The following is a 13,307-nucleotide window of genomic DNA, read 5'->3' as shown; positions in this document are numbered from 1 at the left end:
CCTTCCGTTCATCGCACACCGCCGGCGACCGTCTCGGCCAGCGCGGCCCGCAGGGCGAACCCCTGGGCGCCCCGACCGACCTGCGGCCACAGCGCCGGCAGCCGGCCGCCGTGGTCGACGCCGACCACCCGCCAGCCACTCTGCAACATGGCCAGGACGGCGGCGGCGTGGGCGTGCTCCGCCTCGGCCCGCGCCTTCTCCGGCAGGCTGAGCCAGGTGGAGCTGTTCAGCAGGAAGCCGACACAGGTGGCGCCGTTGCCCCGCAGCCCGGCCAGCAGCTCCGCCTCGGCGACGCTGACAGTGCCGAACAGGCCGATGATCAGACCGCCGTCGGCGCGTTGACGGACCCGCTGCACCAGGCCGGTGACCTCGGCGCGCTGATCCAGTCGGACCTCCGCGAGGTGGTCGAGCAGCGCGCCGTCCCCGCCGGCCTCCGAGGCGTCCACATCTGCGCCCGAGCCGGTGACCAGGCGCAACTTGTAACCGGCCTGCCGCAGGTGGACGGCGATGCTCGCGGCGGCCGACACCGACCACTCGAAACTGGCAGTCGGCCCCTCGCCCCGGTGGCCGTACGCCCTGGTGTCCAGGACGACTGTGGCCCGGCTCTCCCACGGTTGCTCCTCGCGGCGCACCATCAGCTCACCGGTGCGGGCGGTGGACTTCCAGTGCACCCGGCGCAGGTCGTCGCCGCGCCGGTACTCCCGGGTCGCCGCGTCGTCCTCGCCGTGCACCGCCACCGAGCGTGCCCGGCTGTCGCCGCTGCCCGCGTACTCCCCGGGGAGCCGGACCGACGGCAGCGGGGTGACCTGCGGGATGACCGTCAGGTGATCGGTGCTGGGGAAGGAGCGGGTGAGTTCACAGAGGCCGAACGGGTCGGTCATCCGGACGACCAGCGGGCCCACGTCGTAGCGGCCCCGAACGTCGGCCCGCACCGTGTACGCCACGGAGCTGGCCTGGTGCGCGCCGAGCCGCTCCAACACCACCCGGGGCCGGCTGCCCAGCGCGTAGGGCAGCCGGTCCTCCAGGAGCAGGGTGCCGGTCGGCAGCCGGGAGAGGTTCTGTAGGCGCAGCACCACCCGGGAGTTGGCGCCGACCGGAACCCGGTGCGGGTCCAGCGAACGGTTGCAGGCCAGCTTGTAGCGGCTCCGCCCGACGTAGGCGGCGGCCAGCAACGGCAGGATGGCCAACAGCACAGCCACCCGGAGCAGGTCCTTCTCGCCGAGGATGCCGGCCGAGATCGCCGCCGCGACCGCAGCGGCGAGGAAGGACCGACCGCGGGTGGTCAGCCCGCGTAGCCCGGCACGCACGTCACGGCCTCCGCGGCTCGTAGGGTGCGCGACCGTTGCCGGTGGCGGGTGGCCGGGTGTCGTACGGGTTGCGCTGCCTGTCGTGTGGCAGCGGCAGGCGGTGCACCAGCTCGGAGACGATCGCGTCGGTGGTGCGCCGGGCGAGCTGCGCGTCGGCGGTCGGGATGATCCGGTGGGCCAGCACCGGCACCGCCAGGGCCTGCAGATCGTCGGGGAGGACATAGTCGCGGCCCTCCAGGGCGGCGACCGCCCGGGCGGTGCGCAACAGTTGCAGGGTCGCCCGGGGGGACGCGCCGAGCCGCAGGTCGGGGGCCTCGCGGGTGGCGGTGACCAGGTCGATCGCGTACTGCTTGACCGCGTCCGCCACGTGCACCTGCCGGACGGTGGCGATCAACTGCCGGACGATGGCCGCGTCGGAGACCGCGCGCAGCTCGTGCAGCGGGTCGGTGGCGCCGTGCCCGTCGAGCATGGCCAGCTCGGCGTTGGAGTCCGGGTAACCCATCGCGATGCGGGCGGTGAACCGGTCGCGCTGCGCCTCCGGCAGCGGGTAGGTCCCCTCCATCTCGATCGGGTTCTGGGTGGCGATCACCATGAACGGGGTCTGGAGCTGGTACGTCACCCCGTCGACGGTGACCTGCCGCTCCTCCATGCACTCCAGCAACGCCGACTGGGTCTTCGGCGAGGCCCGGTTGATCTCGTCGCCGACCACCAGGTTGGCGAACACGGCGCCGGGGCGGAACTCGAAGTCGTGCGTCTCCTGGTTGTAGACGCTGACCCCGGTGACGTCGCTGGGCAGCAGGTCGGGGGTGAACTGGATCCGTCGGACCGTGCAGTCGATGGACCGCGCGAGGGCCTTGGCAAGCTTGGTCTTGCCGACACCCGGGACGTCTTCGATCAGGAGGTGACCCTCGGCGAGCAGGACGGCCAGGGCGAGCCGCACGGTGGCGGTCTTACCCTCGATGACCTGCTCGATGTTGGCCACGATGGCCTCGCTGGCGGCGCGGAACTCGTCGTGCGGCAACAGGCCGCCCACCTCGTCCCAGGTCTGTTGTGTCACGGGCCTCCTCCTCGTCGCCGTCACGGCAGCTCTCTAGAGAGCACCTGGACCCGCCGTTGGGTTCGCGACGTCGAGCCTCGTTTGCCGCAGGAATCTCACTAGTCTCTCAGGCTAACCATGTTTGTCGTTATCGCCGACCCCCGCAGGTAGTCCGTCGGTTACGCACCGATATTCGCCGACTCGGGGGAACGGCTTCGACAGCGCCCGGGGGCCGGCAGGGCGAACCATGGAAGAGGTACACTGCGGGGCATGGCCGGAGTCTTCCTGCTTCTTACCGGGCCGTGCTGATGCGCTGAACCCAGCGACAGCACGGCGGCCCCTCCTGCGCGAGGGGCTTTTTTGTGCCCGCCGCCGGCCCGGCCCGGTGGTGCCGAGACGAAGCGAAGCGAAGCGAGGAGAGACGATGAGTGAGGCAGCCGCACCGGCGGGCGACATTCCCCCGTTCCGGTACACAGCGGCCCTGGCCGACGAGATCGAGATTCGTTGGCAGGACATCTGGGCGCGCGAGGGCACCTTCCACGCACCGAACCCGACCGGCCCGCTGGCCGACCCGACCCACCCACGCGCCGGCGCGGAGAAGCTGTACGTGCTGGACATGTTCCCGTACCCGTCCGGAGCGGGCCTGCACGTCGGCCACCCGCTGGGCTACATCGGCACCGACTGCTACGCCCGCTACCAACGGATGGCCGGTCGCAACGTGCTGCACGCGATGGGCTTCGACGCGTTCGGCCTGCCCGCCGAGCAGTACGCGGTGCAGACCGGCACCCACCCCCGGACCACCACCGTCGCGAACATCGAGCGGTACAAGGCGCAGCTGCGCCGGCTGGGGCTGGCGCACGACGAGCGCCGCTCGGTGGCCACCATCGACACCGACTTCTACCGCTGGACCCAGTGGATCTTCCTGCAGATCTTCAACTCCTGGTACGACAGCGACGCCGGCCGGGCCCGTCCGATCGCTGAGCTGATCGCCGAGTTCGAGGGCGGCAACCGGCCCACCCCGGACGGCCGCGCCTGGGCCGAGCTGAGCGTCGCCGAGCGCCGCCAGGTCGTCGACGACCACCGCCTGGCGTACGTCTCGCAGGCGCCGGTGAACTGGTGCCCGGGTCTGGGCACCGTGCTGGCCAACGAGGAGGTCACCGCCGACGGCCGTTCCGAGCGGGGCAACTTCCCGGTCTTCAAGCGCAACCTGAAGCAGTGGATGATGCGGATCACCGCGTACGGTGACCGGCTGCTGGACGACCTGGACAGCCTGGACTGGCCCGAGCCGATCAAGCTGATGCAGCGCAACTGGATCGGCCGCTCCACCGGCGCCCACGTGGACTTCCCGACCAGCGCGGCACCGGTGCGGGTGTTCACGACCCGCCCGGACACCGTCTTCGGCGCCACCTACATGGTGCTGGCGCCCGAGCACGAGCTGGTCGACACGCTGGCGTCGGCCAGCTGGCCGGACGGGACGAGGGACGCCTGGACCGGCGGGCACGCCAGCCCCCGGGAGGCGGTCGAGGCGTACCGCAAGGCGGCAGCCGCCAAGACCGACGTCGAGCGGCAGTCCGACACGAAGGAGAAGACCGGCGTCTTCATCGGCGCGTACGCCACCAACCCGGTCACCGGTGGGCAGATCCCGATCTTCATCGCCGACTACGTGCTGGCCGGCTACGGCACCGGCGCGATCATGGCGGTGCCGGCGCAGGACGAGCGGGACTGGGCGTTCGCCGAGGTCTTCGAGCTGCCCATCGTCCGTACCGTGCAGCCGGCCGAGGGCTTCGACGGCAAGGCGTACACAGGGGACGGCCCGGCGATCAACAGCGCCGCGCCCGAGCGCGGCCTGGACCTGAACGGGCTGGGGGTCGCCGACGCAAAGGCGGCGATCATCGCCTGGCTGGAGGCGAACGGGCACGGCACCGGCGCGGTGACCTACCGGCTGCGCGACTGGCTGTTCTCCCGGCAGCGTTACTGGGGCGAACCGTTCCCGATCGTCTACGACGAGACCGGCGCGGCCATCGCCCTGCCGGAGGAGATGCTGCCGGTCGAGTTGCCGGAGGTGGACGACTTCTCCCCGAAGACGTTCGACGCCGACGACGCCAACAGCAACCCGGAGACGCCGCTGTCACGGCGGCGCGACTGGGTCGAGGTCGAACTGGACCTGGGTGACGGGCCGAAGCGCTACACCCGGGAAACCAACGTGATGCCGCAGTGGGCCGGCTCCTGCTGGTACGAGCTGCGCTACCTGGACCCGACGAACAGCGAGCGGTTCGTCGACGCGGAGAACGAGCGGTACTGGATGGGCCCGCGCGCCGACGGTGACTGCGGGGGCACCGACCTGTACGTCGGTGGCGCCGAGCACGCCGTGCTGCACCTGCTGTACGCGCGGTTCTGGCACAAGGTGCTGTTCGACCTGGGGCACGTGTCGTCGTTCGAGCCGTTCCGCAAGCTGTTCAACCAGGGCATGATCCAGGCGTACGCGTACACCGACTCGCGCGGCAGCTACGTGCAGGCCGAGGAGGTCTTCGAGCGCGACGGCGCCTACTACCTGGGTGACCTGGCGGTCAACCGCGAGTACGGCAAGATGGGCAAGTCGCTGAAGAACGTGGTGACCCCCGACGACATGTGCGCCGCCTACGGCGCGGACACCTTCCGGGTGTACGAGATGTCGATGGGCCCGCTGGAGGTCTCCCGCCCCTGGGAGACCCGGGCGGTGGTCGGCTCGTACCGGTTCCTGCAGCGGGTGTGGCGGGCCGTCGTCGACGAGCAGACGGGCGCCCTGCGAGTCACCGAGGACCCGGCCGACGAGGCGACCCGCCGGCTGCTGCACAAGGTGATCGACGGGGTCCGTGGCGACATGGACGGCATCCGGTTCAATACCGCTATCGCCAAGTTGATCGAGCTGACCAACGGGCTGACCCGACTGTCGGCCACGCCGCGTGAGGTGGCCGAGCCGCTGGTGCTGATGGTGGCGCCGTTCGCCCCGCACATGGCCGAGGAGCTGTGGCGCAAGCTGGGCCATGACACGTCGCTGACGTACGCGGACTTCCCGACCGCCGACCCGGCGCTGCTGGTGGCCGACACGGTGACGTACCCGGTGCAGGTGAACGGCAAGGTCCGTGGCCGCGTCGAGGTCCCCGCCGACGCCTCCGAGGAGAGCGTCCGCGCGGCGGCACTGGACGCGGTGGCGGCGACCCTGGGTGGCAAGGAGCCCCGCAAGGTCATCGTGGTCAAGGGCCGGATGGTCTCGGTAGTCGCCTAACCCCCGCACGCGCCTTGCCCCGCCCCCACCCCGCGATCTTGCAGTTTCGGTTTGGTTTTTGTCCCTTGTATCCCGTGATGCGGGGACAGAAACTGCAAGATCGCGGGAGTGGGGGGTGGGGTTAGACGGGCATGGTGCGACGGCGGCGACGTTCTGCTCGCCACCACTGGTGGATGAGCACCAGGCTGGCGATCAGGCCGAGGCTGGCCGGGGCCGCGGCGTACCAGTTGACGTGGCCGGGGGAGCTGACCGCCGCGCCGATCGCCGCGTAGCCGAAGGCGGTCGGCGCGGACGCGATCACGCTGCCGGCCAGGAACGGCAGCACTCGGGCGCCGGTCGTGCCGTAGCCGTAGCTGACCAGGCCGAAGCCGGCGATCGGCAGCAGCCGGACGGTGACCACACCGAGCACGCTCTGCCGGGCGAACCAGCCGTCGAGGCGGGCCAGGCGACCGCGGACCCGCTCGGCGACAAACTCCCGACCGAGCAACCGGCCGACAGTGAACCCGATCGCCGCCGCCACCAGCGCCGCGCCCAGGGCGTACGTGGCGCCCTCCAGCGGGCCGAAGATCGCACCTGCGGCGAGCGTGATGAAGGTCCGGGGCACCAGCGCGACAAGCAGCAGCGCACCACCGAGGATCGCCGCCACCGGGGCGAGGTCGCCCAGCCGGTCGGCGACCAGCGGCAACTGCGCCGGATCCGGCCGGGGCACCAGCAGCAGCAGTAACCCGCACCCGCCGATCAGCAGCAGGAGCAGCGCGAACCGGGCGGCCGACGGCTGCCGGAGCAGCCGCCGGACGGCACGGATCATGCCCGGGCGGCGGCCACCGCGGAGCGGCGCTCGTTGCGGAGCCGGTCCGACCATGTGTCGTCCAACGGCGGGAGCTGGTGTGCCCCGGTGGCCCAGCGCAGCAGCAGGTCGGCCAGGGCCGGGTTGCGCGCCAGCGCCGGCCCGTGCGAGTAGGTGCCCAGCAGCTTGCCGCGCCACGCGCCCTCGGTGGCGCCGTCGTTGCCCACCCCGGCGGTGACCCGGGCCAGCGGGGAGACCTCCGGACCGAGGTGGGTGCGACCGCCGTGGTTCTCGAAACCGGTCAGCGGCGGCAGGCCGAGCCGGGGGTCGATCTCACCGGCCAGCTCGCCCACGGCCCGGCTCTCGCCCCGGTCGGACCGCAGGTCGAGCAGCTCCAGCCCGCGGCACTGCACACCCTTGGCGAAGAACGAGGTGCCGAGGAGCTGGTAGCCGGCGCAGACGCCGAACACCACCGAGCCCTGCGCGACGGCGCGGTGCAGGCCGCCGTCGGCCAGCAGCCGCTGGGCGCCGAGCGCCTGCGGGCCGTCCTCGCCGCCACCGACCAGGTAGATGTCGGCGGTCGCGGGCAGCCGCTCGTCGGAGCGGACCTCCAGCACCTCGACCGGCATCCCGCGCTGACGGGCCCGCCGGGCGAGGATCAGGGCGTTGCCCCGGTCTCCGTAGGTGGAGAGCAGGTCGGGGTAGATCCAGACGATGCGCAGACTCTCAGATGACACGGTCCAACTCCGCTCGGATGTCCTGGAACGCGGTGTAGTTCGCGATGACCTCCAGCCGGCCGGGCGGGACCGACCGGAGTGCGTCGTCGAACGTGCGGACGTGCTGGAACGGCACGTCGTTGACGTCCAGTCGCACCGCCAGGTCGTATGCCCGGTCGCCGGTGATCAACACCTGCCGGCCTCGGAGCGGGGCGAAGTCGACGTCGTAGAGCCAGGAGGTGTCCAGACCGTCGGGATCGCGCGCGTTGATGGAGAGCAGGGTCGGCGCGTCGTCGGCCATGTCGAACGCCTCCAGCCAACTGGCCGGGTTCTTGGCCAGCAGCAGCCGGATGTTGCGCCCGTCCTTGTCGACCTGTGCGTAGCGGCCGGCCACCGAGGTGACGATGCCGAGGCGGGACACCGCGTCGACCGGGCGGACGCCGAACTCGGCGGCCACCGCCAGCGCGGTCGCCGCGTTGCCGAGGTTGACCTTGCCGGGCAGTTGGAGGGAGACCTTGTGCCAGGCGCCGGTGGGGTCGAGCACGCCCTCGTCCTCGACGACCCAGTGCGGCTCCGGTCGGCGTAGCGGGCAGCCGGTGCACCACCACTGCTCGCCGGAGCGCTGGATGGTGGAGCCGCACTCCGGGCAGACCCAGGAGTCGTCGTGCCAGCGTTGGCCGGCACTGAACCACGTCACGTGCGGCGGGTTGATGCCCCGGGCGGGGTCACCCGGTGGGGTGGCGGCCCACACGACCAGCGGGTCGTCGGCGTTGGCCACCACCCGTACGTCGGTGTGCCGGACCAGCGCCGCGCGCCAGAGCTGCGCCATCATGGCGACCTCCTTGGCGCGGTCGAGCTGGTCGCGGGAGAGGTTCAGCAGCGCGACAACGTGCGGCTCGGTCGCCTCCAGCACCTGCGCGAGGTAGTGCTCGTCGACCTCCAGCACCGCGTACGGGGTGCTGCCGGCCTTGGCCAGCGCCGAGGTGTGCCCGCTGGGCATGTTGGCGCCGAACGAGTTGGTGGCGACCCGGCCGAGCACGCCGACAGCGGCGGAGGTCAGTCGGGTGGTGGTGGTCTTGCCGTTGGTGCCGGAGACGAGCGCGATCGCGCGCCCGGCCGACAGGTGGGCCAGCAGGTCCGGATCGATCTTCAGGCCGATCCACCCGCCGATCACTGAACCGTCGCCACGGCCGGCCGCCCGGGAGAGCGCCGCGGCGGTCCGTGACACGGAGCTGGCCACCTTGGCCCGTAGGGGCATTTTCGCGTCCGTCACGCGAGCGAGGTTACCGGACCGCCGACCCCACCAGATCGCCGCCGACGGGGAACCGTTCGGCAGTGGTGGCTGCGCGGGCGGCCGGGTCGGCCTCCCCCGGACGGAGTCGATCTATGTCGGAAAGCGGACCACGCCGAGGGGCGGTCGAAGCCCTCCACTCCGCTCCACCCCTTGTGACGTGCGGTTTTGTCCCCGGGTCAGGCGCGCCACGCGGGCGAATTTGGTTGCGGGTGGAGGGAAGTGGAGTAGAGTGGGGACCAATGGTGAGGCCGGGAGGGCTCACCGGCCCGGGGGGTCAGCGGCGCCGCGAACGCCGCTCAGGGGCGAGGGGGTTGGGCCGATGTTTCTCGGCACCCACACTCCGCGCCTGGACGAAAAGGGCCGGTTGATCCTTCCGGCCAAGTTCCGGGATGAGCTGGCGGGGGGTGTCGTGGTCACTAAAGGGCAGGAGCGCTGCCTCTACGTCTTCCCGACCCCTGAGTTCCAGCGGATCGCGGAGCAGTTGCGCGCACAGCCGATGACCCACAAGGCGGCCCGGGCCTACAGCCGGGTCTTCTTCGCCAGCGCGCACGACGAGGTTCCGGACAAGCAGGGTCGGGTGACCATTCCGGCTCACCTGCGGGCCTATGCCGCGCTGGACCGCGAGTTGGTGGTGATCGGCGCGAGTACGCGCGTGGAGATCTGGGACAAGGTCGCCTGGGAGACCTACCTCGCCGAGAGCGAAGACGACTTCGCCGACATCGAGGAGGGGGTGCTGCCCGGCGGTCTGTAGGGCGGTAACGGCGCCCGACGTACTGCGAGATCTCCAGCCGCTTTCGAGTTCCTGGCATCACTTCCCCGGTGCCAGGCGCACGATCCAGTCATTGGGCGACGGTCCGGTGTCAGGCGGGAGCGGATGGGGATCTGGCGGTACGACGGCAGCGCCGTCCGACGACAGGCGCACGAGAAGAACGGACGTTTCAACCAGTGGGGGTCATCATGGGGGAGTTGCGCGGCACGCACGTGCCGGTGCTGCTCGAGCGGTGTCTCGAGCTGCTGGCCCCCGCGCTGGGTCGAGGCGGCCGGACGGTCTACGTCGACGCGACGCTCGGTCTGGCCGGGCACGCGGAGGCGGTGCTCGAGGCACAACCGGAAACGGTCCTGATCGGGCTCGACCGGGACACCGAGGCGCTCGCTCACGCGCGGGTCCGGCTGGCCCGGTTCGCCGATCGGGTGCACCTGGAACACGCCGTCTACGACGAGTTGCCGGACGTGCTGGACCGGCTGGGCTATCCGGCCATCGACGGCATCCTGTTCGACCTGGGCGTCTCGTCGTTGCAGTTGGACGCGCCCGACCGAGGGTTCGCGTACGCCCAGGACGCGCCGTTGGACATGCGGATGGATCAGACCCGGGGGGTGACCGCCGAAGAGGTGGTCAACACGTACGCGCATCCGGACCTGGCCCGGGTGCTGCGGGTCTACGGCGAGGAGAAGTTCGCCGGTCGGATCGCCTCGGCGATCATCCGGCAGCGGGAGCGGGCCCGGATCACCTCGTCCGCGCTGCTGGCGGAACTGGTTCGGGACTCCATCCCGGCACCAGCCCGACGAACGGGCGGGCACCCGGCAAAGAGAACGTTTCAGGCTTTACGGATCGAGGTAAACAGAGAGCTGGCAGCGCTGGAGACAGCGTTGCCATCCGCACTCGACGCACTGACAGTGGGCGGTCGCATGGTGGTCCTGTCCTACCACTCGCTGGAGGACAGGCTCACCAAGGCGGCCCTCACGGACCGGGTCCGCAGTAAGGGCCCGATTGACCTCCCGGTCGAGCTTCCCGGGTCCGGTCCGACGTTCCGGCTGCTCAGCCGGGGCGCCGAACTGCCGGGGGAGGCGGAGGTCGCCGCGAACCCGCGGGCCGCCTCGGTGCGGCTGCGGGCCGCGGAGCGACTCGACCCGAACGCGACAGAGCACTGGCGGACCGACCGCGAACGGTCTCGCCGACGGGTGAAGGGAATGCACCAACCGGGCACGGGGTCCGCCTGATCCGTGGGGGGTCAGGGGCACCGGGACGGCTAGAGGGACGGACGTTGAGGGGGAGGGACATGAGCATTGACAAGCGCGACCGCCGGGACGTCACCGGCGGCGGGCAGCGCGCACCGCGGTCGGGGGGCCGGATCGCGGCGGAGCGGGCTCCGCGCCTCGGAAACGGTACGCCACGCATCGATCGAACGAATCGGCAGGGGGAGACTCGCGCCCGGGGGGCGCGCGAGTTCCCGACTCAGGGCAGCGCCGCGCTGCGACCGGTCGAGAAGACCGCCAGCGCCACCAGCGCCCGGCCGCCGCGGCTGCGGGTGGCGCCGCCGCCGCCGATCTCGGTGCCGCGTGCTCCGTTCGCGGCGCTGATCGTGGTGCTCGTGGTCGGCGGGGTGCTGGGCATCCTGGCGGTCAACACCAAGATCAATGAGAACGCGTTCCGGCTTGAGCGGTTGCAGCAGCAGCAGGCTCGACTGGACCTGGAGAAGCAGCAACTGGACAAGCAGATCGCCGAGTCCAAGGCGCCGGGCAACCTGACCGCCGAGGCGCGCCGGCTGGGCCTGGTCGACGCGGGCGAGCCCGGCTACATCCGGCTGCCGGACGGCAAGACCATCGGCGTGCCCCAGCCGGCGACCGGCGAGCCGTCGGTGACCAGCCAGGGTGCGGGAGGCTGACCGGTGCCACCAAGGTCGGACGAGCCGCGCCGGGACCCTACGGGGTCCCGGCGCGGTTCTGCACGTGACCCTCGACCCGCCGACGGCGAGCCCCGCACCGGCGACCCAGGCGTCGGGGGCATCTCCGGCGCCCGGGCGTACACCCCGAGGGGTCGGACGGTCCGCGAGGAACGCGCCACTCCGGCGCGCGGGCAGGGTGCGGAGCAACGGCGTACACCGCGAAGCAGCACCCGGTCCGGTGACCCTTTCCGGCCGGCGTTGCAGGTGCTCGACGGGGGCCGGGCCGCCGCCCGGGCCGGCCGGCGCGACGCTCCGGCCGCCGGACGCGGTCAGGTGGTGCGCACCGTCGCGTCGCGTACCCCCCGTGGCCTGGCCGGCGACGAGCCGCCGCCGCGTCGCCGGACCACGCCCCGCGCGCCGCGGCGCACCGACCGACCGGTGGCCCGGCGGCCGATCCGCAAGCCACGACGCCCACCGAAGCTTGCCGACTCGCGGCTGCGGCTGCGGCTGGGCACCGTGCTCGCGCTGACCCTGTTCGCTGTCATCGGGATCCGGCTGATCTTCCTCCAGGCAGTCGACGCTCCGGCGTACGCCGGGGGCGGCACCGCCGACCGTCTCCGCATCGTCGAGCTGCCGGCGCCACGGGGTGCTATCTACGACAGCACCGGCGCGCCGCTGGCCCGCAGTGTCGAGGCACGGTACGTGTTCGCCGATCCGACCAAGGTGGAGGACCCGCCCGGCATCGCCAAGGCGCTCTCCCCGCTGCTCGGCATTCCGGTGTCGAAGCTCATGGAGTTGATGAAGCCCCGCAAGTTGGAGAACGGCAAGGACTCCACGTTCGCCTACCTCGCCCGGGGCGTGGAGATCCCGACCGCCAAGCGGGTGCAGGCGCTGGAGCTGCCCGGTGTCGGCGTGCACCGCGACGAGCGCCGCGAGGTGCCCGGCGGTGACCTGGCGGCCAACCTGCTCGGCTTCACCAGCCAGGACATGGACGGGCTGGAAGGGCTGGAGGCCCGCTACGACGACGTGCTCGCCGGTCAGGACGGAAAGCGGGTGTACGAGGCCGGCCTCGGCGACCTCGACGCACCGATCCCGGGCGGTTACAGCCGGACCACTGTCGCCAAGCCGGGCAGCTCGCTCGCCCTCACCATCAACGGCGACCTGCAGTTCCGGACGCAGCAGATCCTCAGCGCCGGAATGGCCCAGGCGCCGGGTGGCACCGGCGCGGCCGTGATCATCGAGATTCCCTCCGGCGCGGTACTGGCCCAGGCCAGCAACCCCACCTACAACGCGGCGAAGCCGACGCCCAGCGACCCGGTCGCCCGGGAGGACGCCGCGACCAGCTTCGTCGTCGACCCGGGCTCGGTGCACAAGGCCATCACCTACGGCGCGGCGTTGCAGGAAGGGGTGATCACCCCGGACACCACGCTGCCCATCGCCAACAGCATCAAGAAGGGCGACACCTGGTTCTCCGACACGCACCCCGCCGACGGCAAACGGATGAGCGTGCCGGGAATGCTCGCCTACTCGTCGAACGTCGGCACGATCACGATCGCCGACAAACTCGGGCCGGACCGGCTGATCGACTACCAGAAGCGATTCGGGCTGGGCAAGCCCACCGGCGAGGGGATGCCCGGGGAGGCCAGCGGGCGACTGCTGCCGGCCGACGAGTGGAGCGAATCGTCGCAGGGGTCGGTGCCCATCGGGCACAGCGTCGACGCCACCCCGTTGCAGATGGCCGCCGCGTACGCCGCCATCGCCAACAACGGCACGTACGTGCAGCCGCACCTGGTCAAGGAGGTGATCGGGCCGGACGGCAAGCGCACCCCCGCGGCGGCCCCGGTGACCCGGTCGGTGCTCAGCCCGCAGAACGCCGCGGCCCTGCGCACCATGCTGGAGGCGGTCACCACCGTCGACCACGCCACCGGCCTGACCGCCGCGGTCCCCGGTTACCGGGTCGCCGGCAAGACCGGCACCGGGTGGCGGCTGGTGAACGGCAAGAAGCAGCCCGGTGAGGTGTCCTCGTTCATCGGGATGGCCCCCGCCGAGAACCCGCGCTACGTGATCGCCGTCTTCGTCTACGCGCCCAACGGCGGAGGCGCGGCGATCGCCAATCCGGCGTTCCGGGACATGATGCAGTTCACTCTGCGTCACTACCGGGTGCCGCCCTCAACCGGCGGATCCGCGCCCAAGTTCGTGGTCTATCCGCGCTGAGCAGCAATGGCGGGACATCATCGGT

General features: G+C 71.6%; 9 protein-coding genes and 1 pseudogene. 5 read left to right on the top strand and 5 right to left on the bottom strand.

Annotated features, from left to right (window positions below):
• Positions 1-8 precede the first annotated feature (8 nt).
• Both MED01_RS05200 and MED01_RS05195 read right to left on the bottom strand, forming a co-directional pair.
• Positions 9-1,307 carry a DUF58 domain-containing protein gene (locus tag MED01_RS05200; protein WP_210785716.1) on the bottom strand — a complete coding sequence of 433 codons (1,299 nt, stop codon included), beginning with the start codon at positions 1,305-1,307 and terminating at the stop codon, positions 9-11.
• A 1-nt stretch (position 1,308) separates the two neighbouring features.
• Complete coding sequence (locus MED01_RS05195) at positions 1,309-2,364, bottom strand: AAA family ATPase (RefSeq protein ID WP_091407670.1); 1,056 nt, start codon at positions 2,362-2,364, stop codon at positions 1,309-1,311.
• 403 nt (positions 2,365-2,767) lie between these two features.
• Between MED01_RS05195 and leuS the strand changes: the two genes are divergently transcribed.
• Positions 2,768-5,608 carry a leucine--tRNA ligase gene (gene leuS, locus MED01_RS05190; RefSeq protein WP_238667390.1) on the top strand — a complete coding sequence of 947 codons (2,841 nt, stop codon included), beginning with the start codon at positions 2,768-2,770 and terminating at the stop codon, positions 5,606-5,608.
• Between the two features lie 121 nt (positions 5,609-5,729).
• Here the strand turns inward: leuS and MED01_RS05185 are convergent, their stop codons facing one another.
• Genes MED01_RS05185 through MED01_RS05175 form a run of 3 tightly spaced genes read right to left on the bottom strand, consistent with a single transcriptional unit; the run spans position 5,730 to position 8,369 of the window.
• Entirely contained in the window at positions 5,730-6,416 is a 687-nt protein-coding gene (locus tag MED01_RS05185; RefSeq protein ID WP_238667389.1) for a TVP38/TMEM64 family protein, read from the bottom strand.
• The gene (locus MED01_RS05180; RefSeq protein ID WP_091407683.1) at positions 6,413-7,132 is read right to left on the bottom strand and encodes a type 1 glutamine amidotransferase; all 720 of its coding nucleotides are present in this window, start codon (positions 7,130-7,132) and stop codon (positions 6,413-6,415) included. Before MED01_RS05180 ends, MED01_RS05185 begins: the two co-directional genes overlap by 4 nt.
• Positions 7,122-8,369: a MurT ligase domain-containing protein gene (locus tag MED01_RS05175; protein WP_091407686.1), complete on the bottom strand. Its 1,248-nt coding sequence runs from the start codon at positions 8,367-8,369 to the stop codon at positions 7,122-7,124. Before MED01_RS05175 ends, MED01_RS05180 begins: the two co-directional genes overlap by 11 nt.
• A gap of 355 nt (positions 8,370-8,724) precedes the next feature.
• Here MED01_RS05175 and mraZ point away from each other — a divergent pair, with 355 nt between their 5' ends.
• From mraZ to MED01_RS05155, 4 genes and pseudogenes are all read left to right on the top strand, one after another.
• Positions 8,725-9,156, top strand: a complete 432-nt coding sequence (gene mraZ, locus MED01_RS05170) for a division/cell wall cluster transcriptional repressor MraZ (protein WP_030488958.1) — start codon at positions 8,725-8,727, stop codon at positions 9,154-9,156.
• Between the two features lie 206 nt (positions 9,157-9,362).
• Positions 9,363-10,473 (top strand): annotated as a pseudogene (gene rsmH / locus MED01_RS05165) (16S rRNA (cytosine(1402)-N(4))-methyltransferase RsmH).
• Complete coding sequence (gene ftsL / locus MED01_RS05160; RefSeq protein WP_238667388.1) at positions 10,463-11,068, top strand: cell division protein FtsL; 606 nt, start codon at positions 10,463-10,465, stop codon at positions 11,066-11,068. Before rsmH ends, ftsL begins: the two are co-directional and overlap by 11 nt.
• Before the next feature lie 3 nt (positions 11,069-11,071).
• Positions 11,072-13,282, top strand: a complete 2,211-nt coding sequence (locus MED01_RS05155; RefSeq protein ID WP_238667387.1) for a peptidoglycan D,D-transpeptidase FtsI family protein — start codon at positions 11,072-11,074, stop codon at positions 13,280-13,282.
• The last annotated feature ends 25 nt before the right edge of the window (positions 13,283-13,307 follow it).

It is taken from the genome of Micromonospora alfalfae, from assembly GCF_022230925.1.
GTDB classification, from domain to species: Bacteria; Actinomycetota; Actinomycetes; order Mycobacteriales; family Micromonosporaceae; genus Micromonospora; species Micromonospora alfalfae.
Note: the sequence above shows the minus strand (reverse complement) of the source record. Positions and strands in the feature narration are given on the sequence as shown.

What these genes read in the sequence shown, in the direction of transcription:
- mraZ (WP_030488958.1), top strand. Translation starts at nt 8,725, where the DNA reads ATGTTTCTCGGCACCCACACTCCGCGCCTGGACGAAAAGGGCCGGTTG.
- ftsL (WP_238667388.1), top strand. Translation starts at nt 10,463, where the DNA reads ATGAGCATTGACAAGCGCGACCGCCGGGACGTCACCGGCGGCGGGCAG.
- MED01_RS05175 (WP_091407686.1), bottom strand. Translation starts at nt 8,369, where the DNA reads ATGCCCCTACGGGCCAAGGTGGCCAGCTCCGTGTCACGGACCGCCGCG.
- MED01_RS05185 (WP_238667389.1), bottom strand. Translation starts at nt 6,416, where the DNA reads ATGATCCGTGCCGTCCGGCGGCTGCTCCGGCAGCCGTCGGCCGCCCGG.
- leuS (WP_238667390.1), top strand. Translation starts at nt 2,768, where the DNA reads ATGAGTGAGGCAGCCGCACCGGCGGGCGACATTCCCCCGTTCCGGTAC.